This is a genomic window from Vibrio sp. JZG120 (genome assembly GCF_053890955.1).
The window spans coordinates 1-23,303 of sequence record NZ_JBSRRK010000017.1; the positions used below are offsets into that span (position 1 = coordinate 1).

Below are 23,303 nucleotides of genomic sequence, written 5' to 3' on the forward strand. Positions count from 1 at the left end.
GTAATACCAGCAACATCTTCAAGTTTACCTGTTCGAATTTCCACGAAATGTCCTTTTTCTTCGAGCTTTATAACGCCCTGTTAAGGGGTGAGTAACGCAATACTGAAGCTGCCGCATACCACCTTAAACACCAAAACCAACGCATAGTGAAAATGCCACGCGTTGCGAATCCCTCTTGAACAGTTTGTTAGGCGACATTTCTACGTTTAACTTCTTTCTCATACGAAGATTCGTTGTATAGCCAAATAGCCCAAAATGCGAAAAACATCCCGATCGTGTAAATTGAGTAATTAAGAGCATTATCCGATAAGAAAATCGTAATGCTTGGCGCATCAGAAGATGGATAAAGGAAAATAACATTAAAAATCATGTACAAAATGGCTGTGACGAAAGTGGTTCTGAAAAGCCAATTTAAACACCCTTTCTTTCGCGATTTTTGCCAATTATCAAATGCTTTACCATTCATTAACCCGCTCCTTTTCCGTTAACTGAAGCTGAATGCACCCCAAGATACTATCACTACTCTATCGTTTGTCTCATGTCGCCTAACGCCCTGTTAAGGTGTGAGCAACGCAATACCGAAGCTACCGCATACCACCTTAAACACTAAACGCAACGCATAGCAAAAATGCCAAGCGTTGCGAATCACTCTTAAACAGTTTGTTATATGGAAATCATGAAAACCCATAACCTTTTCGCTTTTTTGTTTTCTTTGGAGTTAGCCCCAGTCTAGGGCCTCCACGATCCAAACAACATACATAGCTACAATCTTCTTCAGGGCAAAACCAAAACAATTCACAACCACCTGCTTTGCTGTATTCTGTTGCTTTTCTATCTTTAGTATTACCTTGAATACTGTTTATTTTCCCACAACTACAGCATACAACTGACGATTCATCAGCACTTAGCTTACAACTCTTAATCGAGTTTTCTTCACTCATTTTCTACTAATTCCTTATTGATATTTTGATTTTCATATAACGCTTTGTTAAGGGGTGAACAACGCAATGCTGAAGTTACTGCAAACCACCTTAAACACAAAAACCCAACGCATAGTAAAAATGCCACACGTTGTGAATCCCTCTTGAACAACTTGTTAGCTTAACATGCGCTCGGCTAACTTTCTCTAACGTGCTTGTCTTTATACGCAGAGTAAAAACCTATGAAGAAGAAAGCGTTAGTGAAAACTAAAACCAACCCTGAAATAGCAGGCAAGATAGAACCCAATATGAGAGACAGTATGTAATATTGCGCGCATGCAGCCATTATACAAAGAGCCAGTGAGCGCAATAAAGTTACACCTTTGGATAACTTACTGGGAGAGAACAGACACACCGAAAAAAGTACGTGAGAGAAGTGAATTGTCGCCAAAGAAAAAATGACTATTAGTATGATTATCAGCATTCTAAATCATCCGCTTTTAGCAAGCCTTTTCAAACGACCCTCATACTTTTCCATTCCAATTAGACTAGCGTAGTATTTTACTGGGTCAGCCCCGACCTGCGAATTGTAACTTCTCATAAAACCTCCAACTTAGCATATATTTGGATTGATACGCTTTTAAAAGTCGCCATACAATTACGATTGGATATTTTTCGTAGGATTTCACGAGAGAATGCAATTTATCTAACAATCAATTGCTGTGAGTTTAGCGATGAAAGCTTAATACGTTGAGCTAACGCCTTGTTAAGGTGTGAGGCACGCAATACCAATGCTTACGCATAACACCTTAACCACTAAAGCCCACGCACAGTAAAAATGCCACGCGTGCCGAATCACTCTTGAACAATTTGTTAGCAATCGGTCCCAAACACTTTTGTGCAAGTTTGATTTGCTAATTTCTCGACATATGGTTCAAATTGTTTTTCACCAGAAAGCTCAACAAGCTCCGCGAGAACATACGTAGAAACTAAAACAGTTAACTGCAACAAGAACCTAACTTCTTGATCATCTATAGTAGGAGTTATAAAACCACCTTTAGAAATATGTCTAGAAGTAAGTTCTGACCCACCATGTGTAAAGTCATGCACAAAAGGCTTTAGCATTTCCCATAGTTTGCTAAAGAGCATACTGTCTTCATATTCCTCCTCTATAAGCTCAATATTCTTTCCTACCGCATTCCATTTATCTTTGTAAATCGCCTTATTCGCTTGATCTTTATTTGCGCATTTTCGGAGCCAAACTGCCCTAAAAGTGTTTTCTAAAGTAGGTCGAACCAAAGAGAATGCCGAAGCAAAATTTTTCTTTTCTACAAGAGTTTGCACCGCATCACAGTGGCTTATAGAAACAAAAAACATTGCGCTTATAAATTCGTTATGACCTTGCCTTTTAACTGAAATCTGCTCAGCTAATTTCCAAACAATATTCAAATGTTCTCTAGTATCGAACACTAATTGCATAATTACAGAACCTAATTTTTCGGGGATTGCTAACGCCCTGTTAAGGGGTGAGCAACGCAATACCGAAGCCGCTGCATACCGCCTTAAACACTAAAACCAACGCATAGTGAAAATGCCACGCGTTGCGAATCCCTCTTAAACAGTTTGTTAGGTTAATGTCTCCAAGTTAGCCCCATAGACATATCTACAACAATTGCCCAAAAAAATAATGCTCCGAAAAGTAAGCAAATCGCGCAGACTAACGGTATGAGCCAGCTATAAAGGAAAGCACTGAAATACGGTATAGATTTAAAAAACTGTTCCGATGCAATAAAGAGTAGTATTCCAACGAACCAAAAAAACGCTAACCCTAATCCAATTGGTAAGTATCTTCCATCATCAATCGGAGTCCATGTTCCCTCAGTGATCCCTGCGGGTATACCTTTCACTCTTCCCTTTGCTTCAATTACAGGCTTCATATCCGCGTCTTTTGATAAATAAAGTACTGAAATAAAGAACCCTTCTTTTGCTTCCAGTGCATCATCTCCTACAAAATCAAGAGTTACTTGGTTACCATCTCGGATTAACTTTACATCCAGACTTTCACGTGACTTGTTTTGAATCGATGAGTCAATAACTTCTATATCATCATCTTGAAAATGGAAACTAATGGGATTGGATTTCGATACCTGATTAAAGTCTATGTATTGATCACCACTGTTCCATATAGGGATATCAAGCTGAACAATTGAGCTATCAATTGAACCACCCTTCCAACTGATCTCTAACTTAGAATCTGAAGTTGTAGAGTTATAGATAATTGTGGGCTTGATTAAGGAGTAACTTAGCTCCATTGTTTTAGTACCAATAGCATAAAACACATATGCAATCGCGATAGCGAGAAACAAACCAACAACAGGGTTACTAAGCATCGCTTTGATTTTTCGATATAATTCCAAGTTAACTCCTTTAACCTAACGCCCTGCTAAGGGGTGAACAACGCAATACCGAAGCCGCTGCAAACCACCTTAATCACTAAATTCAACGCATAGTGAAAATGCCACGCGTTGTGAATCCCTCTTGAGCAGTTTGTTAGTTTGCAGACCCAAAGGGTTGATTTTACGTTGTTTTAAACTTTGCGAACAACAAAATTTATGTGCCTTGATGCACTTAAGTCAGGCGTAGTCTCAAAGCGGCTAGTCAATGAAACCACTTGGAACAAGCAACGCCGCAGAAAACGAACTCACAACACCAGAAACTGCTTTTGGAAAGGCAATCTCACAATGCGGACTTTCAACAAAGCCACTGAAACCACGTGAACTTACCACACCAGAGAAAACGTCCTCACAGCGAGTAAATCGGCTTTTGTATCAACAAACTCAACGAGCAGAGTTTCAGCAAAAAAGTTCGACTCAGTGAACCCAAAAGTCGCCGCACCTAAGAACCAATCAACCGTTGAAACGATGCCAATTTTGGATTTTTACCACGTTAATTAACACTGAAATTGAACGCCGATACGACAATTTCAACTTTGAGCTTTTACCACTAGATCTTGCGATATAGCTGCATTTTTCCTCTTGCAAACTAACGCCCTGCTAAGGGGTGAGCAACGCAATACAAAAGCCGCCGCATACCACCTTAAGCACTAAAATCAACGCATAGCAAAAATGCCACGCGTTGCGAATCCCTCTTAAGCAGTTTGTTATGTGTCAAATTTTAAACTCGAACTTAGCTTTTTTAGGGCCAGTTTCCCCTTTTTCGGAAGGCGCATACTTCCGTTTTGATAATATTCGCACAGCTTCAGCATCGAATACTCCTTTAGGTACAGAATCAGTAACCATTATGTCAATCACATCACCCTGACTATTAATATTAAACGTGAGTACAACAGTACCGACTAATTTGTTTTTCCTTGAACCTTTATGATTCCTAGGCGATACACTGTCCCGAGCTTTGTGTTCTCGATAATTTGGGGAACTAGCACTTTCAATTAAACCAGCGCAGCCAGACAATAATGCCGCTATAAATAATATTAAAATCTTCATACTTAATCTTTGACAACATAACGCCCTGTTAAGGGGTGAGCAACGCAATACCAAAGCTGCCGTAAACCACCTTAATCACTTAAACCAACGCATAGTGAAAATGCCACGCGTTGCGAATCCCTCTTGAACAGTTTGTTAGTTGCCCAACTACAAACCTAGTGCTAACATTTGTACACACATAAGATATGGAGTATATCATGGACACTAGAATTCAGTTTCGTGTTGATGAAGAAACAAAACGACTAGCCCAGCAAATGGCTGAAAGCCAAGGCAGAACACTAAGTGATGCTTGTCGTGAGCTGACTGAGCAACTAGCTGATCAACAAAGAAAGACTTTATCTCACGACGCGTGGTTAACTGAACAAGTTAACTTAGCTTTTGAGAAGTTTGACTCAGGAAAAGCCACTTTTGTTGACCATGAGTCAGCTAAATCTCGTATGGCCGAGCGTAAAGCTAAAATCCGTAACCGAGGCAAGTTATGATTTTGTGGGAAGAAGAGTCTCTTAACGATCGCGAAAAGATCTTTGAGTTTCTTTACGACTTCAACCCCGAAGCTGCTGACAAAACTGACGAAATTATTGAAGCAAAAGTTGAGAACCTTCTAGAGCAACCTCATATGGGAGTCCAACGAGACGGAATTAGAGGGCGATTGCTTATTATTCCTGAGATTTCAATGATTGTTTCCTACTGGGTTGAAGGCAACATCATTCGCATCATGCGTGTACTGCATCAAAAACAAAAATTCCCAGCGGACTGATTATGTCTACTGGGAAACTAACGCCCTGTTAAGGGGTGAGCAACGCAATACCAAAGCCGCCGCATACCACCTTAAACACTAAAACCAACGCATAGTAAAAATGCCACGCGTTGCGAATCCCTCTTGAACAGTTTGTTATGCCTGTGCTGATAAGTGCGACAATATTACCTTGTAGCAAGATTCAAAGTCACTTTCTAAGCCAGGGTCAGAGTAGCCTTTTAAGTGAATACGAAAATCAGCAATACCATCGTTCGTTGTTTCAAAAGTCTCTAGAAACTCGTTTTCCTGTGCGATTATTACTGATGGATTGTCATAGCCTCTTTTATTAAATTGGTCTGCAGTTACGTCTATTTTAAAGCCATCTAAATCGAGCCAAACATGAGAATGTAACTCTTCGCTTTTTCCACCGTATTCCCCACGAATTAATGCCGCACCAGAAAAACCATTATCGGTTAAATACGCGGCTAAAATCTGAGAGGAGTCATCACAACAAGCAGAAGGAAACTTACTCACAGACAGGGACGTTCCTACAAAATCGGACGGATTTAAACACTCCATTACACGACGAAAATTTAGGACCAATTCTTGCAGATTTTTCATTTTCCCTCCAAAAGGCATAACGCCCAATTAAGGTGTGAACCACGCTACCATGACACTCAAATTGGATGCCGTAAACACTGAACTTAACCCAAACCAAAAATGCCAAGCGTGGTGAATCACTCTTAAATTGTTTGTTATATGCTTATTTTACTCGGACTCTTTCATACCATTGATCGAATTGATCGATGACTCGATTATGGTAGAAGGTCTTACTAATACTTTTGGGATTATCAGGGTCTAGTCGACGAAGTTTACAGTATCGTTCGCCTTCAGCTTTCAAAGTCCTCATTTGGTCGTGAAACACTTTATTTTGTTTAAAATTAGTATAACGAGCTTTCAGTATCTCTAACAATTCATGATAGTCATGAGGGTAGTTTTTCAAGGCATCTTCTTCTGAGAGCACTATTTCTGGCGCATCAGGGTCGTTTGTAACACGGACTTGTAAAGCTTCTTCATTGGTGGTCTTAACCAACTTAGTATGCAATTTCAGAGAAATTGCGTAGTTAGCATCTTTGTCGTGTTCATGTTCTTTCTCTACACCTTTGAGGTATTTTAGTAAGTTTGACTTAACTTCACTGTCTACGCTAAAACTCGTTACATCAGATAGATGGAAAAAAGACACTGGCATTAAGTAAAAATTATATCGACTGAAGTCGTGATTGAACCAATTCATGGCGAGAGTCATGAAGTTCTTTAAAGATGCTGTGCCTATTTCTTGAATACTAGTGCTTAATTCTAAATCCCCACACACGAAATGAACTGAGTCATCGCGAATGTTCATTAACAAGCGAATATTGTCACCAACTACTGAGGGAATAGAGCCGTTACTTAGCAAACGATTAAGAGCCGCACCTAATGAAATTGTTTTGGGGTTTCCGCTAGGAGATATGACCACTTCACCTTTTTTCATAATGTGGATTGCTTGTGGTAGATCACCACCATCCTTCACTAGTTTAGACTTGAGAAGTAATTCCCACGCATTGGTCATTAGAATCGAGAAAGTCTCTTCACGGTGCTGGAAGTTTGGCTTGTTGTATATTTCAATTGCGGAAATACAAGCTGAAATAGACTTTTCGAGCATAATTTGATGCAAAAGCTTATCTACTTCATCTTTTTGACTCTGATGCTGCCGGAAAGTCGTAGAATTGAAAGTGGTTATGATTTCAGTAACCTTAAAACCAGAGCCACTACTTTCTAAAAGTGTTGCCCACTTTTTTCTTAAATACGTTCTGACTGTGGATACACTCCAACCTGTAGCCTCAGCTAGTTCTTCTAACGAGAATTCATTTCCAGCTTTGAAACTTTCAAGGAAAAATGTGTATGCCTTATCGACTTGTAACCATTTCTTATTTGACATAAACCTACCTACTGACTTGCATATAACGCCCTGTTAAGGTGTGAGCAACGCAATACAGATGCTTCCGCACACCACCTTAAACACTAAGCGCAACGCATAGTAAAAATGCCACGCGTTGCGAATCACTCTTAAACAGTTTGTTATGCAGCTTTAGCAATTAAGTTCTTGCTGTCTCATACGAATACTCTTATCTCGTGTTTTCAAGTGAATTTTAAATACTTGCTCTTTAGAGAGAGTTATAGCATTTGCTTTTTTTACTCTTTCCAGCTCAGATTTAAATAATTCAGGATTATTATTTAATTCATTTAGTAAAGAGTTTGCTTGAGCCTGAGTGAGAGGAGAACTCCATCGCTCCCCTGATTCATCTATTACAGCCCATGCCTCTTCAGCATTAATACCCAAACTGTTAAGTTCTTCTTTTGTTACCTTTATTATTTTAAATCCCATAGCATTACAACCTTAATATGAAGATTTTCTAAAATACATTATTAGTACAACAACGCAATCATTATCACTTAGAATATTTCTAGGCAAAGAGAAAAGTTCTCTTGTCTGCATAACGCCCTGTTAAGGTGTGAGCAACGCAATGCCAAAGCCGCTGCATACCACCTTAAACATTCAAACCAACGCATAGTGAAAATGCCACGCGTTGCGAATCACTCTTAAACAGATTGTTATAACTCTGATTTTGCCTTTGAGTACAGCTTATGCACGACGTCCGAATTAGAGAAATCGATACAATAGGCTAACTCTATCACGCTACCATTTTTTGATTTGTAAGCTGTAGTATTTCCGCTTTCCAATAACTCACTTAGATCAATGAATACCTCCAAAGGCAAATCCGAGAACTCTCGATAACCTTGCATTGCTGTGACCGCATCTTTAGCCACATCAGAGCCCTTGTATTTGGTTGCGATACAAGATGAAAGAGCAAAATTTTTGAACAATCGTTCATCACTTTGAGTGCTTAGAGGGCTTGCGTTGAGCCCCAAACTAAAAACAGCAACCCAAATGGTACCGACTAATATTCTAGTTTTCATAGGTTAGCCCTCTTTACTTCTGAGAGGTAATGATGAAATGACAAAAGAGTTATAACGCCCTGTTAAGGTGTGAGCAACGCATTACCGAAGTTCCCGCATACCACCTTAAACACTACATACAACGCATAGTAAAAGTGCCACGCGTTGCGAATCACTCTTAAACAGTTTGTTATAGCGCTTTGCCGTTTACAAGTGACCAATGATGAGGCATTAATTCGCGTATAGTTTTGAAAACCAATGCATTCTCTGGAGTCGTAATTGCTGCTTTGACATCCCCACCCCAGTGGACGAGGCGCTCTTGGCAAACTCCGCATGGTGACAAGATTAGAAACTCATCGTTCTCGTTTTCACGATACAGGCATAATGAGTGGGTCACTCGCTCATTGAGTTTGTGAGCCTCTAAATACGCTCCCACTTCCATGCATAGTGAAAGAGCATCGTTTTTAGTATCAGGAGCAATGCTTGTTAATATTTTTCCTGACTCTGTTCTAACAGCCGCAGCACCACCCCAACCAGAAGGATATCGCATATTTACTAGTTCTATTGCTGCTTGATAAAGCTCTTTTTCGATATTATCCATGACCACCCATATTCAATTTTATCGAGCGCTATAACGCCCTGTTAAGGTGTGAGCAACGCAATACTAAAGCCTCCGCACACCACCTAAATCACTAAAATCAACGCATGGTAAAAATGCCACGCGTTGCGAATCACTCTTAAACAGTTTGTTAGCATGTTGTTTCCGCTACAAACTCATTCACTTGAGAGCGTGTTGTGAAACGTACTTTAGAACCGTGAAAATCTCTGAACAATTGCTGATGGAACTGTCGTGAACTTTTGGATTCGCGAACCGAGTATTCAGAAGCCCATTTTAATAATTCACGAAAATTCTTCTCCGCCTGTTCCTCATTAAGTTGCTTCGAGCTCTCCGAACCACGAGCATAAAGAGAACTTTCACATTCAGACCACTCTAAATCCAAAAACAACAGCATGTCAGCAGAAAAAATAAGCTGTTCGGCTAAAGCACCAAATACTCCCTCAACTACCCAGTTGCATTGAGACTTTATACTAGCAATTTCATTTTCGATTGCTCCGGTGGAGCGTTTTTGATTATAGCCACCTGGCTCCCATACAATCGAGTCCAAGTTAACTTCTTGCAACTGAAGTTTTCGGGATAACTGGTTCGACAACCAACTCTTGCCTGAGCCAGAATTACCGATGATGAGAATTTTCTTCATATTACTCCCGCATGCTAACGCCGCATTAAGGTGTGAGCAACGCTACCACGAAACTCAACCAGACCACCGTAAACACTAAACCCAACGATGGAATAAAAAATGCCATGCGTTGGGAATCACTCTTAAGAATTCCCACACACTAATCACTATGACTCACCACCTCTCAAAAAAACAACCTAACCTTTTGATTTAAAACAATATAACACTCTTTCACGGTCACCTTTTCTCACTACATCTCACAGCTCCAGCCCCCCCTTGCGTCCCCCTAAAACCGTTGTTAACTTGAAGGGGAACACTCAAATAAATGGAGGATAACAGCATGGCTGGTATCAATAGATTAAGTAACACACAAGTAAAAAATGCAGCATCAAGTGATAAAGAATACTCGCTTTCCGATGGTGGCAATCTTTATCTTCGAGTCCGAAAAAACGGCTCAAAAAATTGGCAATTTATTTACACTGACCTTATCACGAAAAAGCGAAAAAAAATGGGGCTGGGATCTTACCCAAACGTAACACTTGCAGAAGTGCGTAAAACAGCCCAAGAGCTTCGTATACAAATGGCCAATAACATCGACCCTAAAGTATATCGAGAAAAGCAAAAGCTGGACCGTGATCTCGAAAACGGATTGACGTTTAAAGTGGTAGCAGAGCGTATGCTTGAACGAGACGAAGCTAAAGAGACAACTAGGCGTAACGTGCTTCTTGAAGAGGCTCGCAAAGAGGCCAAAAAAAACGGTACAAACTTTGGGGAAGAAGAGATAAAACGCATAAAAGAACACGTAAGAACCTCTCATCGTAAGCGGCTATTTTTCAAGCGACACTTGTATCCTAGACTAGGTAACTTGCCTCTCAGCTTCATTACAACAACTGGGGTGATCGAGGTTATAAGCCCTCTTCAAGCCAAAGGGCAACTTGAAAATGTTAAACGAGCTTGTTCGTTAGCCAACCAAGTGATGCGTTTTGCTGTCAATCGACGTTACATTGCAAGCAATTGCTTAGCAGACATAAAGGATGAGTTTGAGAAATCGAAGGTGGTTCACATGCCGTCTGTTGCGCCAGATGAACTAGAAGACGTCATGCGCATCATGTCGAACCACAACATGAAACTCGTGACGCGATGCGCTTTTGAAATGCAACTCCACACCATGACACGTGCATTTGAACTAGCAGCTATGCGCTGGTGTGACATTGATTTTGAGAACAAGCTTTGGATAGTACCCAATTTCTATACTAAATGTGTACGTGAGCACCTTGTTCCGTTAAACGAGTACACCCTTGGCATTTTAGAATTAATGAAGCCGATATCTGGTGATGAGGTGCATGTGTTCCCATCAGACAAACCCAATACCAAATATCCGCACATCAGTCCTTATGCGGTCAATTCATCACTCAATCTGACTACACTCAAAGGCCGATTAGTGAGTCATGGATTTAGAGGAATAGCGAGTACTCATCTGAATGAGAATACGGATTTCAAAGTGGATGCGATTGAGATGTGCTTAGCTCACCTGGACAGCAATACCACTCGTGCCTCGTACAATAGCGCAAAATACCTCGAAGAACGGTATGAGATCCACAAATGCTGGAGCGAGTACATTGTTAAATCAACGGGCAAGCACTATTCAATTGCTGGGCAATATGGTCAACCAAACAAGCTCATCGCATAATTCATTTGTCACTTAACGTTAAGCTAATCATTTCCCTACTTACAGCTTAACACTCAACTAAAACCCTCAATTTTTACAGCCTTAACGATTTAAGGGTGCGGATTTTTGCACCCTAAATTCAGCCAAGAAGGAATCACGCCTATGCCAAATTCGAACTTACATCAAACTCACTTAAGCCAATTTGAGGTAAAACCCATCAGCGAACATCCTCGCTTTAGTGAAATGCAAGCACTGCGCCGCTTACGTCGAAAAGGACGCCTTGCCCTGCCCCGTCAAAACGGAAACATCGGAGTAAAACAACACCGTCAGCTTCGCGCCCATCATATTTCCACCAATCAGCATGGCATTTATCAAGTCAAAATCACACCGCCGATTTCATTAAAAATATCAGGCCATATTAAGCCCCACTATTTTGTAGCACTGAAAACAGACGAACCGAAACATGCAATAAGCAGAGCGAAAGCAGTGCGCTTACAAGCTAAGTTCTTTTTCCAAAACAACCCCCATGCCCTTCCCGACTCTCTGTCATTGAGTCAGCAATTATTAGTGCAAATACACTTAGTGGCTAAGCATTTTCCTGTGGTTCGTGCTTACAAACACAAACCGACAAAAGGCGACTTCCCAACCTTGCCCCCTCTAGACTTGAGCTATTCAGAAGAGGAACTTCGTTTTCCATACTTCAACTGGTTAAGTGAATTGATGGCAGAGCGTGAGCATTCAGGAATGTCTCAATTCAGACTCAATCAGATTGCAGACTACCTTCATCATTTTTTACGCTTCGTTGACGACAACCACTCCAGCAGCAATGAAAGATTATACATACAGACACAAGACATTCGTCAATATCGTGAGTCACTCCGCCAATCTAACGTATGCCACAAAGAGCAAAAACAGCGTATTGATGCAGTACACTTTTACTTTCGCTGGCTGACCTATCGAGGCTATTGCACTACCCCAAGACTGACACGTCCCCTTTTCTCTTAATTAGGAGTTTAACCATGATGATGACTAACTCTATACGCCTCAGCGTCATTTCTGCACTCGATGAAGGCCTAGCTTACTCCCATTCAGACTACTTTGCGCCGCTTCTGATGCAAGGTATCAGTGCGGTAGACATCGGTCTCATTGAACTAGTCACCACGATATTACGCACTGAACCGTATCTCAATGAAACTGACCTGCTCGATCGTGGAGTGAGTCCAAGGCAAATTAAACGTGTGTTGGGTGGTTTTGACAACTTCAAGCAACTGTTGAAGATTGATGATTATTGTTTTAGTGATTTACTACGAGATAACAATTGGGATATTAGCCACGGCATTACGCTCTCGTACTTCCAATACCAGAAATTTTATCAAGATATACGCAGAGACTACATTCAAGGCCATATTGCTGACATGCATCCAAACTTATCGGTATTACTCAATGATGATTACTCAATTCACTCCGTTCCTATCACCCGAAGCCATTACGCCACCGTTCCTGCTACGGACACCGAAGCAGCGGCGGTGAGTTTTGCTTTACTGTTTCGAGACTACGAGTTTATTGAGTATGACGAACCGAAATCACTCCTGACCTTACGAGCGCATCGCCGCGATAAAGCCGCAGTTATCGAGGTACGTTGCCTGGCTTCTCAGTTTTGCCAGAACACCGCCGCTGGGATTTGTGTGGTGGATGATGCACAAGCAATGACCAAACTCAGAAATCAGAGAAAAATTCTTGATTTTAAAACCCTGATTGAGAGAAACACACGTAACACCACAATACCAACTTAGGTACCTTGAACGCCTCAAACATCTTATTCAAATTAGAGATACAGCTTTCTTGCAAGAAAGCTGTTTAACTCTCTTTTGGACAAAAGTGTGTCACCGACTTTTGTAAATTAGAGCAACAAGGATTAGTTTTTGTACGGATAACACTTCCTCAAGAGACCCCCTTACTTACATGCTCAACCTTTCTGCTTTAACTCGAGACAGTACATTAACCACCTCAGCTTGGTATTGTTCAATTGTGTGTTCAAAATAAAAAAAACCATCGTAGCACCTATTAAATGCTCGTTCTTTAAAGTTTTTGTACCAACTGATGGTGTCCAGTCCATACTTATCAATTGGCGGCTGCACTACGTTTATACAGTTTTGTTGTAGAAGCATTAATGAAAGTTTTTCCAGCATCATTGAACCAAAGAAGTTTTCAGATAAGTAGCCTTTAAGCTCTGTTTCACTCATCCGATTAACATCAACTATATGTTCCTCTACAACCCGATCATAAATTTCCATATACTTTAATTCTGAGTAACACTGAAGTAGAGCCGTAACCTCAGCAATTTGCTCTCTCGTTAAACTTGAAAGTAACTTTTCTCTTAACTCACTTTTCTTTAATAACTCCTGCGTCATTTTATCAAAATCGGGATTATATATTCGGATTTTAGTCTCCGTGCGTTCGTACACTGACCGATACTCTTCCACTGACTTATAATCAAAATACACATCGAATATTGTTCCGATAGCTTCTAAATTGAGGTGCTTTGGTTTGTTAATAATTTTCAGGCTGTGGTTCAAATAATGATTACGTTCGATTGCAGAAATTGTTCTGCTATATAGACCACTAGATAATTTAAATTCATTTCTGACAAGTTGTTTGGCTTGCTTAGCTATGGGTTCTCCCTCTTTAGTTTCATATTTAGCCAGGTTTAAAGAAATTGACTGTAGGTCATAAAATGAAAGTTGATTTGGTGTGGTAACCCAACTGTATTCATATTTCATCTCATTAGTAATAACATCTTGAAAATCAAACATCTTGAATAACATTGTAAACCTGAGTTCAAGTATTCCGATGTTTATAAGTGGTGTTTCAGATAAGTGAACCTGACTATCGTTGCTGGCAGGATATCTAAATGTCTGGCCTGTAGGGTCGATATCTGCAATATCTTTAATGTAAGGGTCAAGAAGGGGGACAAGCTTGTTGAAGCGTGAATCGATTATAGGAGCATATTCACTAATCAGACTCCATAATTTAGACAGGTTATGAGTGGATGCTTCATCTATTGTAGGAAAGGGCATAAGTGTCCCCTTTAAAGAGCGATCTTTTGCTACTTTTGCATCCCTATACTGCTTAAGTTTTACGTCCCTTTGGGTCGCTAAAATACTTAAATCTTTCCACCACTTTTTTAGCCTTAGTTCAACGGCATGCCTCATGTTGAAACAAATAGGATATACCAAATAATCAAGGTGAGTTCTTAACTCAGAGGATTCTTTCGCGGATCTAATTAGTTCCAGTGCGGCACTTGAAAACCCAAGTGCGTAATCAGTATTTGATCGGGCTTCTCCTTCAGGGGCGAAGCTACCATTGTGACCGACTGTGGCATTTAGGTGAATCGTTTCACCTCCAGAAAAAGTATCGTTCTCTATTCTTTGATTCACTTTAACACCCTGCTATATAAACAAAACTCTGAATACATACTGTCTTTTTAGACGTCTGATTTATAATAGGTTTATTAGGTAAATTAAGTCAAAGACTAGGCTAATAATTGTTAAACATGCCCGTTCGGCAAACTTTGGGCAAGTCTTCTCAGCCAAGAGCAAACTGGCACATTGATGGACAGATATTATTTAGACGCATAGCTCTATTCCGTTTCTGTCAGATTAGAAAAAGTCTGTTGAAACCCTAAGCATTTGTTATACGGCACAGTAACCTTGGCTACAGTCTTCTGGTGAACTTAGTTTAGTCCACCAGAATTCATACCTCGGCTACAATGGTTATTAGCTAGGCTATGTCCTCTCTAAGGAGGTAACCTGTAATGGAGTATTGCTCGACTAGGAAATCCAACACAACCAATACCTGTACCTTTAACTTAGGTGTTTGTCTCACTCTATCATGATTTTTGAATAGATATCTTCTCATATATCTTTCCAAGTAAAATAGTGTATTTCCTGATTTGTCTTGCGACAAGTCAATGTCAAAGGTTTTTATTGCATTACAGATCCAGTAAATACCATCATCTATAAATTCACTTCCAATGCTACAAAGTAGCTTGCTGATACTATAGATGAACGAAGGTTCTCCACCTATTTTACCGCTCAGGTCATAAAAAAATACTTTATTCTCAGCCGAAAAGGTATGCCAAGCCAGTGCATCGTCCTTCCAAGGGATTCTTGCAAATAGAAAGGATTCGATTGTGCGCTCTTTATCATGCCGCCAACCTTGACTACTAAGTGAATCAACGATGTAGCTTTTAAATCGGTTCCATACATACCAAAATGAGTCTGGCATATTCAGCGAGTCTTCAGCGCTAACAAATTCATTTAATAAATCTGCCGTACCTTCGCTCAAGGTGAAATTATCCGTAAAATATTTCAGGTATTTATCTTTTTTGTCATTATCTAGATGAAGGACAAAACGAGCATAGTGTTTCAAAAACTCATGTCTAAATGCATAATCAAGACGGTCTTCTCTATCACGTGAGAGTAATTTTTGTGAAATTACCCTAATAATTTCCTCGACAAAGGGCAAAGGTTCTTTAAGTACATTACCTAATGGCAAAAGCTGAAAAGCAGTTATCAATATGTCGCTATCTACGCTTTCAATATTGTCGATTGCGAATTCCTTGATGGTTTCATCTTCGATACTCTTTATTACACTCTCTAGTTCTTTAAACAACTCCTGTTCAAAGTCATTTTTATCAATATCATATTTTTTCTGTTCATACGCCTCTTGCCTTAAACGATCCTGAACAACTCTATATTTTTGAGCAACTACCAAATACCCAATGTACAAAGACTTCATGAACTCAGGGTCGTCGTTCCATAAGTGCTGCACAGCTTGAATAGCTACTGAATTTATCCTATCCATTCCCATCATCGATATCGAGTCATGTCTCATTAAAGCTCTAATTAAGATAAGCTGGATAGTAAATCTTTCATCTGGAAAATCTTTTATTAACCTTGGAAGAACAAATAAAGCAGGAACAAGGCCGTCACCAATCTGATGTATGTAATCATCATTGTTAACGATGTTTGCATATTCAAATATGACTTCCTTGCAAAATTCTAGCTCGGTTTTTCCTAATTTTTCTTTGAAGTCCCTCAACAACACAGTGCATACATACGATGGTGTGGCTCGATCGAACAGCAATCCCTCCGTCATACAGCCCTCAGAAAGCTTATTCCATATTTCTTTTGCCTCACCCAAAGCAGTCAATGGCTCATTTTCATAAGACTCATACTTATTGTAACTATCTCTATCGTAGAGCCTGCTATCGGCCCAAGTATTTAAAGCTAAATGTGCAAAAGGCTTATTTGCTTCTCGCTGAGACGTTTCACTATATTCTTTGAGATCTGGAGCAATTTCAGGATTGAGTTCTATTGCTATACCGTTTTCTACTTTTTTCGCTTCAGGAGCCATTTTCCTTTTGTCCATGCGAGCCAAAAATAAACGCCATGTTTTATGTTGATGATTTTCGTGTTCCTTAGCTGGTAAATTCTTGTAGTGATAGTCCAGAATTTCCCAAATTTCCTGAAGTCGTTTTTCTGATTCCTTTTCACTTACGTCCTCAGTTCTAAAAAATTGATATTGGAGTGCAATGTCTTCTAGTGAATGTTGTCTATGTTTTTTGTCACAGGCACTTATCCTTTCATTCTCATGAAGCTCATTCATTCGATTGATACTAAAGTTTTTCAGCGAGGTAAGTTGAGTCTTATGTGTTTGATCCAGAATCATTCGAGAAGAATCATAAAAGAAAAACTCTCTCGTTCTAAATAGAGTTTTGGAAACATTAAATGTTTTCTCATGAAACGCACATACTATGCTTGCAACAACAGCCACAAGCGCAGAAGATTCAGCTCTTTCTAGGATATAATTTAGATAATATTCAAGTACTTCAGATTTAGTACTTTTTCCTCTCTCAAGAAAGAAACGTTCGAGCGACATTAGTATTGATTCGAGTAGATTAGGGGTTACCTGTGTTCCTCGGTACATGCACCAAAGACGAGTTGAAATAGGTAAATTGACATTTTTACCATTATCTAGATACAGTGTTGCAGTCTCTACTTGACCTTTATCAAGGCTAGATACAGCATATGTTTTTGATGAATAATTTATTAGGTCGGTAATGAAATTTAGTGCTAGTTTTAAATCGGCCTTTAATAAGGCATATATAGGTGTTTGATAAGCACTAGCAGGATAATAGTCTTGGTGACTAGACTCAACACCAAATTCATGCTCTATCTCTAGTCTTGAACCATAAAAACAATCATTCTTTTGTGGTTCATATATCCAAAAACATTTGGCTAGAGCTATTACTTTTTCTGGGATTTCAGTAGCAACATTAAAACATTCCATTTTTGTTAAAATGAATTCACTCATTAAGTGATATGGATCATTATGTCGCTTCCAGTTGTTTAAAGTTACTTCATCAATGATCTCTTTAAGCTCGCTTTTTATTTCACTGACTCCATAAAGAATAGTTAGAATCAAATTTTTGGAAAAACTGTCATCTCCAATATAAACTCTATCTTCGATTGCCGACTTGTAAAAAGCTAGAGCAATTAGGCTAGCACATTTTGTTGCATCACCAGAGTTATTGTGACTATTCCAGTCATGGAGAACGGGTAATACAAAATTAAGATTATCAATACCTATATTTTCTATATTATTATGGATGAACTTGATAAGCGAATACCACCCGTTTCCCTTCGGCTTAGTAATTACATACTCCATTGATAAAATATCTGGCGCCCTGACACCAAACTTGTCAAAAAGGCTATTATCTACCTCCTTACATCCTATTCTTATCAGCAAGGATAACCGCTTGAGAAGTTGGAAATCGTCTTCCAATAGTGAATCTTTATTCACTTTAAAAAAGTAATCGGAATAATCGGACAGAAGCATAGAGACTAAAACTTCATCTTTCCACAAATTAGATATTTTGCAAGATGACAAGGTTTCCATAATAAGGTGGCTAACATCTTCATTGGACGCGCTAAGTTTCTCTGATAACCACCGCCTGAAAACTCTTCTTATGGCCAAAGACTCTTGTATTTTTTCAAAAAATATTTCTGAATTTTCTGAAGTTAAAAAATTGCTCTCTACGAATTTATCAAGCGCCCATTCTTCGTATATGTCATGAGTAATAAAATACCCACGAGTAGGCTCATAGCTGATTATTCCATCGGAAACTAATGCTTTTTCTACCGCTTCATTTGAGTAGCTAAAGTCTGGAATGACGAAAAATCTTCCTGAATTAGCTCTTTCTTCGGCAAGATGTATAAAAAATTGCTCTCGTTGTGGGGATCGTTTCGCAATGACTCTTGGCCATAAAGACTCTTTGAATTCAAAGTAGCTTGCACCTTTGTTCTCCTGATAATGCCTCAAATATTCCCTGAGATAAAATGGTGTTAATATGAGCACTTTGAACTTTTTATCATCAGGGATGACAAAATCATGTTTTTTGGCAAGTTCGAATAATGTATCTTCGTTCAGATTCTCTAAATGTATCGGCTTAAAACTAATTTTGTACACTTCATATAATTGAAAAACCAAGTCATCTAGGTAGGCATTTCTCGTAGTGAACCACACCCTCCATTTAGCTTTGATTAAGCTAGAAAGGTACTCTTTAATAGGAGCCGTATTTTCTAAAGCAATTAAGTGTTCCGCAGAATCAATAACAACTGTTTTATTGTCAGCCCCTTCATGTGCTTCAATAAAGTCCTTTAAAAAAACACCTGATAGAAATTCATTTAAGTTGCTAACGGAAAACTCTGTCGCTTTATGTACATAAAAGGCATCATTCGCCCCCTTATTACCATAAAGTTCTTTTATGAGAGATGTTTTCCCTGTGCCTCCTTCACCACTTATAATTAACGCGTTAGTGTCTGACTTTTCAATTTCAGATATAATACTAGAGCGATCGATTGAAACATCTTGGTCGCCAAAGGCTATAGAAGTTTCAATATCATCCAAAATTGTACCTGTATGAGACTCAAATGACTCCAAAAGCCCAAACAAATTGTCAGATTGAGTGAAAAAGTACGAAATGAACCGACTACAATCATCGACAACAAACGGCGATTCGAAAAAACTACAGCATCGCCACTCAATTTCTAAGTTATTTTCCTTTGCCTTTGTTTCTGCTTCTATCTTTCCTTGTGGTTCTTTTCCTTTGTTTTGACCCCATTCTGAGTTTGTGTAAAAAATTATTTTATTTAAATCAGGGTAATCACGTTTTGCTTTTGTAATTGTTTCTAGTATATCATTTTTGTGACTAGATAATGCAGTTGCATAAAATTTAGCTTGCCAGCCAATATTGACTCCATTTGATGAAATTGGATTGGTTTCTATTGCCGACTGGTTTTTATATCGAAAAATACCAGTTTTCACTCGGAATTCATTGCAAAAAAGGAGATAACACATCCATTCAAAAGCGTCTTGTGGATTTGTTGAAAACTTTGCTTTAAATATTTCCCAATCTGTCTTAATCAATTTTACTTCAACCCTTTTTAAGTACTAACTGATATTGAACGATATCATTTTCAATGACTATTGAAGGCTTTGGTAAAACAGTAAAGCCTCACTTTGGTTCAAAATCAGACCTTATCTGCCCAACGCACCATAGTAAACTGAGTACATATTTAATCATTAGCAAAAGTAGGTCAACTAATGTCGTAAGAAGTAAGTCAAGATTGCTGAGCTACGCAACTTTGGGGCATTTCTGAGCTAGAAGTGCTCACCGTGAACTGTGATCACCGTGAACAAAAAACTATTAGCAAATAAGCAGGTAAGTGCCTCTTCTCATACTGATGATGTTCCCCCTCTGTCCAAAACGCGACGATTTTCGTCAACTTCCATTCAGATATCATTCACATAGTCTTCTAGCATGAACTTTTCTCAACAAAGAAAGGACAAATTAATAATGTTAGAAATGCCATCAGAAAAATACCGAGCAGATCCTGTTATCAGCTTTCCACAAAGAACATGGCCTTCGAAGATATTAGACAAAGCCCCTCGCTGGTGCTCAACCGATTTACGAGATGGTAATCAGTCTTTATCTAACCCAATGAATATTGATAAAAAACTGAAGTTCTTTCACCACTTAGTTGAATGCGGATTCAAGGAGATTGAGGTTGCATTCCCATCAGCATCGCAAACGGATTTTGACTTTGTTCGATGTCTGATCGAGAACGAGTTAATTCCAAGTGATGTTACTATTCAGGTGATTACGCAATCCAGATCGGACTTGATTGAGCGAACAATTGATTCTCTAACAGGGGCGTCTAAGGCCATAGTCCATTTGTACAATGCTACAGCTCCATCTTTTAGAGGTATTGTTTTTTCTCAGGATAAAATGTCTACTCTAGAACTTGCTGTAAATGGGGCTAAACAGATTAAAGCCTTATGTGAAAAACGACCTGAAACTGAATGGACTCTTGAGTATTCACCAGAGACATTCAATTTTACGGAATCCGAGTTTGCACTTGAAATCTGTGAAGCAGTAGCGTCAGTATGGCAGCCAAGTAAGACACGGCAGCTTATCATTAACCTGCCAACAACAGTTGAATGTAACACTCCTAACGTTTTTGCTGACCAGATTGAACACTTCATAAATACATTTAGTTCATTAGAGCACGTGACAATCAGTGTTCATCCTCATAATGATCGAGGTACAGGTGTTGCTAGTGCCGAACTCGCCATGCTAGCAGGAGCGACTCGGGTCGAAGGTTGTTTATTCGGGAACGGTGAACGTACAGGCAATGTTGACTTGGTCACACTCGCGCTAAACCTTTATTCACAAGGCATTGATCCTAAATTGCGCTTTCATGACATTCGGCATACGGTTGAACTCGTCGAGCAGTGTAACGAAATCCCTGTTCACCCACGTCACCCATATGCTGGAAGGCTCGTATTCACCGCCTTTTCGGGTTCTCATCAAGATGCCATTAAAAAAGGATTTTCTTCGTATGGCTCTAAGTTGAAGACCTTCTGGGATATCCCTTATTTGCCGATAGACCCTATGGATTTGGGGTGTAACTATGAAGAAGTGATTCGTGTAAATAGTCAATCAGGTAAGAGTGGTGCCGCATGGTTACTACAAGAAAACCACGGATTGTTACTGCCTAAAATGCTCCAAGCCGATTTGAGTAAAAAAGTGAAAAGTCATACCGATAGATCGGGATGTGAAATTAATCTTTCGGAATTATGGCAACTATTCAGACAGTCTTATGGTCTAGTGAGTAACCCGACCATAAGCTTGCAGAGCTATCACAGCCAAACAACAGAGATTGGCCAAAAAATTGAAGCCAAAATTCATCACAACAACAAAATGATAGGATGTGTTGGTTCTGGGAATGGTCTAATGTCTGCGTTGCTAAAAGGGTTAATGGAACAATATGGTCTGCAGGTCAATATCGTTGACTATCACGAGCATACTCTCGGTTCAAGAACTCAAAGTAAAGCGGCCTGTTATGTGCAGCTACAGTCTGCGATTTCTAACGTGAGCTTTTTTGGCGTCGCAATTGAAGAAGATGCAACAAAAGCGTCTCTACAAGCATTGTTGAATGCCTACTCTAATTTACTACAGACTAACTTAGCGCTTTAATCTTGTTCTAATGGATTAACCATCGGACAATATTCCCTCGGAGACAGCCCCGTTCGACTTTTAAACATCGCGCTAAATGCGCTAGGGCTGTCATATCCAATCGCTAATGCAGTATCTAACACACTGCACCCGCTGGCTAAAAGTTCAGACGCATGTAGTAATCGTTTCTGACGCAGCCATTCTGTGAACGTTAGACCTAGCTCTTGCTGAAACCGACGAGAAACAGTTCTTTCACTTTGGCCCAAATACTTGGAGGCATCTGAAGCTGTCCATGGGTGTGAAAGACGCTCAGATACGTTTTTACAGAACATGACCAATGCTTCGGTTCTTGGGTTGGGGAGATAAAAATCAATGGGGTTTAGCAAACGTAATTCATCAAGTATCAGTTCAAATATTCGTTCTTCTCGCGTTCCCGCTATCCGAATATCGGGTAGAGATACGGCCTCAACAATTAAACTGGTCAGCAACGACGAAACTTTCGATAGCACACAGGTATTGGGAAGGTCTGCCCTGGCCATAGGATCAACAAAAAGCGTACGAACTCGAACGTCCCCCGTAATTCTGAGGCTGTGTGAGATACCTGCAGGTATCCATAGCCCTTGATTCGTTGTCACAACCCACGACTCTGAATGTGTATCCACTCGAATAACACCGTTTAAAGCATGTAAAAACTGAGCGCACTGATGAGTATGGAGTGGTTCTACATCCCCATGAGAATAATTGTGTGCATATGCCAGTATTGGAGGGGCCAACGTTTCGTCACAAAACTTCATAAATACTCGAGTAAATCCTTATACCGAATGAAAAAATAATGTAACGAACTTATTCAGAATTCTCCAGAAGAAAGATAATCTCTGTTTCTCCACTGAATTGTCCTTTAGACATTTAGCCAGTCAGATACAACTAAACTGGTATTAATTCGTTAGGCAAATTAGGGCAAACGTCGATACTCAGGAACGTCGTGAGTGAGGGGGCTGAATTGAAATGGGGCAAAGGTGATTAGGCAACCAAGAAGGATTTCTTCCTAGTTGCCAGCACAGAAAGGAGCAGAAATAATTCACTAAACAGGTTGTTTCGTAATTGTCCGACAGCTTGTTGCCCAAATAAACCTCATGATGGTTTCATACGTCCTAAACACGTCTTGGGGCAAAAATAAACTGCTCACGTAACTAGCGGTTTGCTAACTCGATGATGATTGGGAGAGAGCAACGTAGTTATAAAGTTGGCTTTGTTTTATAGGATTTTACCAATCATCAGGGTCACGAAGCTTTGCCTGTTCACGACTGACAGCTTTGTCTTGAATATGTAGCTCAAGATCTAGTGATGACAGTAGGCGCATCAGACTTTCGATACTGGACGAGGCAGGATCACGTTCAAGTTTCGATACCGTTGTCTGTTTTAGACCAACAATATCTCCGACTTTGGTTTGGTTCCGCCTTTGATTCCTGCGCACATCACGCAAATATATTCCCAATTGCTTAGGACTTGTTATGAGCATATCTACCTACAATGTCAATTAACCTCTACAGAGGATATTAGCACTTTAACCCCTTTGAGGGTTAAAGTTAATTTTACCCGCGTACAGGGGTAATCAGTCATAGCTAGGATTAAGAGGTTTAGTTGACTAGGTAAGG

21 protein-coding genes are annotated in these 23,303 nt (G+C 39.6%); 6 read left to right on the forward strand and 15 right to left on the reverse strand.

Features of this window, described 5'->3' with window-relative positions; translation table 11 throughout:
• Positions 1 to 187: 187 nt before the first annotated feature.
• From ACWPOD_RS21480 to ACWPOD_RS21500, 5 genes are all read right to left on the reverse strand, one after another.
• Positions 188 to 466: a hypothetical protein gene (locus tag ACWPOD_RS21480; protein ID WP_033905615.1), complete on the reverse strand. Its 279-nt coding sequence runs from the start codon at positions 464 to 466 to the stop codon at positions 188 to 190.
• Between the two features lie 208 nt (positions 467 to 674).
• The gene (locus ACWPOD_RS21485) at positions 675 to 941 is read right to left on the reverse strand and encodes a hypothetical protein (protein WP_456232204.1); all 267 of its coding nucleotides are present in this window, start codon (positions 939 to 941) and stop codon (positions 675 to 677) included.
• 852 nt (positions 942 to 1,793) lie between these two features.
• Positions 1,794 to 2,399 carry a DUF6988 family protein gene (locus ACWPOD_RS21490; RefSeq protein WP_456232205.1) on the reverse strand — a complete coding sequence of 202 codons (606 nt, stop codon included), beginning with the start codon at positions 2,397 to 2,399 and terminating at the stop codon, positions 1,794 to 1,796.
• A 152-nt stretch (positions 2,400 to 2,551) separates the two neighbouring features.
• Entirely contained in the window at positions 2,552 to 3,337 is a 786-nt protein-coding gene (locus tag ACWPOD_RS21495; RefSeq protein ID WP_025573051.1) for a hypothetical protein, read from the reverse strand.
• Between the two features lie 750 nt (positions 3,338 to 4,087).
• Positions 4,088 to 4,423, reverse strand: coding sequence for an energy transducer TonB (locus ACWPOD_RS21500; RefSeq protein WP_031781252.1), 336 nt, complete (start codon positions 4,421 to 4,423; stop codon positions 4,088 to 4,090).
• A 197-nt stretch (positions 4,424 to 4,620) separates the two neighbouring features.
• Here ACWPOD_RS21500 and ACWPOD_RS21505 point away from each other — a divergent pair, with 197 nt between their 5' ends.
• Positions 4,621 to 4,905 carry a type II toxin-antitoxin system RelB/DinJ family antitoxin gene (locus tag ACWPOD_RS21505; RefSeq protein WP_005497249.1) on the forward strand — a complete coding sequence of 95 codons (285 nt, stop codon included), beginning with the start codon at positions 4,621 to 4,623 and terminating at the stop codon, positions 4,903 to 4,905.
• Positions 4,902 to 5,180 (forward strand): type II toxin-antitoxin system RelE/ParE family toxin, encoded by a 279-nt coding sequence (locus tag ACWPOD_RS21510; protein ID WP_456232206.1) that lies wholly within the window; start codon positions 4,902 to 4,904, stop codon positions 5,178 to 5,180. Before ACWPOD_RS21505 ends, ACWPOD_RS21510 begins: the two co-directional genes overlap by 4 nt.
• Positions 5,181 to 5,315: 135 nt before the next feature.
• Here the strand turns inward: ACWPOD_RS21510 and ACWPOD_RS21515 are convergent, their stop codons facing one another.
• From ACWPOD_RS21515 to ACWPOD_RS21540, 6 genes are all read right to left on the reverse strand, one after another.
• Positions 5,316 to 5,780 (reverse strand): hypothetical protein, encoded by a 465-nt coding sequence (locus ACWPOD_RS21515; RefSeq protein ID WP_029842504.1) that lies wholly within the window; start codon positions 5,778 to 5,780, stop codon positions 5,316 to 5,318.
• A 142-nt stretch (positions 5,781 to 5,922) separates the two neighbouring features.
• Positions 5,923 to 7,137, reverse strand: coding sequence for a DUF3644 domain-containing protein (locus tag ACWPOD_RS21520; RefSeq protein ID WP_301578123.1), 1,215 nt, complete (start codon positions 7,135 to 7,137; stop codon positions 5,923 to 5,925).
• Between the two features lie 150 nt (positions 7,138 to 7,287).
• Positions 7,288 to 7,584 carry a hypothetical protein gene (locus ACWPOD_RS21525; RefSeq protein WP_025769007.1) on the reverse strand — a complete coding sequence of 99 codons (297 nt, stop codon included), beginning with the start codon at positions 7,582 to 7,584 and terminating at the stop codon, positions 7,288 to 7,290.
• A gap of 227 nt (positions 7,585 to 7,811) precedes the next feature.
• Entirely contained in the window at positions 7,812 to 8,177 is a 366-nt protein-coding gene (locus tag ACWPOD_RS21530; protein WP_456232207.1) for a T6SS amidase immunity protein Tai4 family protein, read from the reverse strand.
• A 169-nt stretch (positions 8,178 to 8,346) separates the two neighbouring features.
• Positions 8,347 to 8,757, reverse strand: a complete 411-nt coding sequence (locus ACWPOD_RS21535; protein WP_025630327.1) for a cytidine deaminase — start codon at positions 8,755 to 8,757, stop codon at positions 8,347 to 8,349.
• A 148-nt stretch (positions 8,758 to 8,905) separates the two neighbouring features.
• The gene (locus tag ACWPOD_RS21540; protein WP_054868433.1) at positions 8,906 to 9,415 is read right to left on the reverse strand and encodes a P-loop NTPase family protein; all 510 of its coding nucleotides are present in this window, start codon (positions 9,413 to 9,415) and stop codon (positions 8,906 to 8,908) included.
• A gap of 319 nt (positions 9,416 to 9,734) precedes the next feature.
• Between ACWPOD_RS21540 and ACWPOD_RS21545 the strand changes: the two genes are divergently transcribed.
• The 3 genes from ACWPOD_RS21545 (at position 9,735) to ACWPOD_RS21555 (ending at position 12,856) form a co-directional block, all read left to right on the forward strand.
• On the forward strand, positions 9,735 to 11,084 hold the full coding sequence (locus ACWPOD_RS21545) for a tyrosine-type recombinase/integrase (protein ID WP_140079445.1): 1,350 nt from the start codon (positions 9,735 to 9,737) through the stop codon (positions 11,082 to 11,084).
• 141 nt (positions 11,085 to 11,225) lie between these two features.
• Complete coding sequence (locus ACWPOD_RS21550) at positions 11,226 to 12,068, forward strand: hypothetical protein (RefSeq protein WP_069501030.1); 843 nt, start codon at positions 11,226 to 11,228, stop codon at positions 12,066 to 12,068.
• A gap of 14 nt (positions 12,069 to 12,082) precedes the next feature.
• Positions 12,083 to 12,856 (forward strand): hypothetical protein, encoded by a 774-nt coding sequence (locus ACWPOD_RS21555; protein ID WP_456232208.1) that lies wholly within the window; start codon positions 12,083 to 12,085, stop codon positions 12,854 to 12,856.
• 165 nt (positions 12,857 to 13,021) lie between these two features.
• Here the strand turns inward: ACWPOD_RS21555 and ACWPOD_RS21560 are convergent, their stop codons facing one another.
• Complete coding sequence (locus ACWPOD_RS21560; protein ID WP_456232209.1) at positions 13,022 to 14,500, reverse strand: transcriptional regulator; 1,479 nt, start codon at positions 14,498 to 14,500, stop codon at positions 13,022 to 13,024.
• 343 nt (positions 14,501 to 14,843) lie between these two features.
• Positions 14,844 to 19,556, reverse strand: a complete 4,713-nt coding sequence (gene avs4 / locus ACWPOD_RS21565; RefSeq protein WP_456232210.1) for an AVAST type 4 anti-phage nuclease Avs4 — start codon at positions 19,554 to 19,556, stop codon at positions 14,844 to 14,846.
• A gap of 430 nt (positions 19,557 to 19,986) precedes the next feature.
• On the opposite strand from avs4, the gene leuA reads away from it, so the two are divergent.
• The gene (gene leuA / locus ACWPOD_RS21570; protein WP_456232211.1) at positions 19,987 to 21,669 is read left to right on the forward strand and encodes a 2-isopropylmalate synthase; all 1,683 of its coding nucleotides are present in this window, start codon (positions 19,987 to 19,989) and stop codon (positions 21,667 to 21,669) included.
• On the opposite strand, the gene ACWPOD_RS21575 is transcribed toward leuA, so the two are convergent.
• Positions 21,666 to 22,442 (reverse strand): AraC family transcriptional regulator, encoded by a 777-nt coding sequence (locus ACWPOD_RS21575; protein WP_140162645.1) that lies wholly within the window; start codon positions 22,440 to 22,442, stop codon positions 21,666 to 21,668. The genes leuA and ACWPOD_RS21575 overlap by 4 nt on opposite strands.
• 470 nt (positions 22,443 to 22,912) lie before the next feature.
• A complete protein-coding gene (locus ACWPOD_RS21580; RefSeq protein WP_011106029.1) occupies positions 22,913 to 23,167 on the reverse strand; it encodes a helix-turn-helix domain-containing protein in 255 nt (84 codons plus the stop codon).
• Positions 23,168 to 23,303 lie beyond the last annotated feature (136 nt).

Excerpts from the sequence above, each read along its gene's own strand:
- ACWPOD_RS21480 (WP_033905615.1), bottom strand. The coding sequence starts at position 466 with ATGAATGGTAAAGCATTTGATAATTGGCAAAAATCGCGAAAGAAAGGG.
- ACWPOD_RS21485 (WP_456232204.1), bottom strand. The coding sequence starts at position 941 with ATGAGTGAAGAAAACTCGATTAAGAGTTGTAAGCTAAGTGCTGATGAA.
- ACWPOD_RS21490 (WP_456232205.1), bottom strand. The coding sequence starts at position 2,399 with ATGCAATTAGTGTTCGATACTAGAGAACATTTGAATATTGTTTGGAAA.
- ACWPOD_RS21500 (WP_031781252.1), bottom strand. The coding sequence starts at position 4,423 with ATGAAGATTTTAATATTATTTATAGCGGCATTATTGTCTGGCTGCGCT.
- ACWPOD_RS21505 (WP_005497249.1), top strand. The coding sequence starts at position 4,621 with ATGGACACTAGAATTCAGTTTCGTGTTGATGAAGAAACAAAACGACTA.
- ACWPOD_RS21510 (WP_456232206.1), top strand. The coding sequence starts at position 4,902 with ATGATTTTGTGGGAAGAAGAGTCTCTTAACGATCGCGAAAAGATCTTT.
- ACWPOD_RS21515 (WP_029842504.1), bottom strand. The coding sequence starts at position 5,780 with ATGAAAAATCTGCAAGAATTGGTCCTAAATTTTCGTCGTGTAATGGAG.
- ACWPOD_RS21520 (WP_301578123.1), bottom strand. The coding sequence starts at position 7,137 with ATGTCAAATAAGAAATGGTTACAAGTCGATAAGGCATACACATTTTTC.
- ACWPOD_RS21525 (WP_025769007.1), bottom strand. The coding sequence starts at position 7,584 with ATGGGATTTAAAATAATAAAGGTAACAAAAGAAGAACTTAACAGTTTG.
- ACWPOD_RS21530 (WP_456232207.1), bottom strand. The coding sequence starts at position 8,177 with ATGAAAACTAGAATATTAGTCGGTACCATTTGGGTTGCTGTTTTTAGT.
- ACWPOD_RS21535 (WP_025630327.1), bottom strand. The coding sequence starts at position 8,757 with ATGGATAATATCGAAAAAGAGCTTTATCAAGCAGCAATAGAACTAGTA.
- ACWPOD_RS21540 (WP_054868433.1), bottom strand. The coding sequence starts at position 9,415 with ATGAAGAAAATTCTCATCATCGGTAATTCTGGCTCAGGCAAGAGTTGG.
- ACWPOD_RS21545 (WP_140079445.1), top strand. The coding sequence starts at position 9,735 with ATGGCTGGTATCAATAGATTAAGTAACACACAAGTAAAAAATGCAGCA.
- ACWPOD_RS21550 (WP_069501030.1), top strand. The coding sequence starts at position 11,226 with ATGCCAAATTCGAACTTACATCAAACTCACTTAAGCCAATTTGAGGTA.
- ACWPOD_RS21555 (WP_456232208.1), top strand. The coding sequence starts at position 12,083 with ATGATGATGACTAACTCTATACGCCTCAGCGTCATTTCTGCACTCGAT.
- leuA (WP_456232211.1), top strand. The coding sequence starts at position 19,987 with ATGTTAGAAATGCCATCAGAAAAATACCGAGCAGATCCTGTTATCAGC.
- ACWPOD_RS21575 (WP_140162645.1), bottom strand. The coding sequence starts at position 22,442 with ATGAAGTTTTGTGACGAAACGTTGGCCCCTCCAATACTGGCATATGCA.
- ACWPOD_RS21580 (WP_011106029.1), bottom strand. The coding sequence starts at position 23,167 with ATGCTCATAACAAGTCCTAAGCAATTGGGAATATATTTGCGTGATGTG.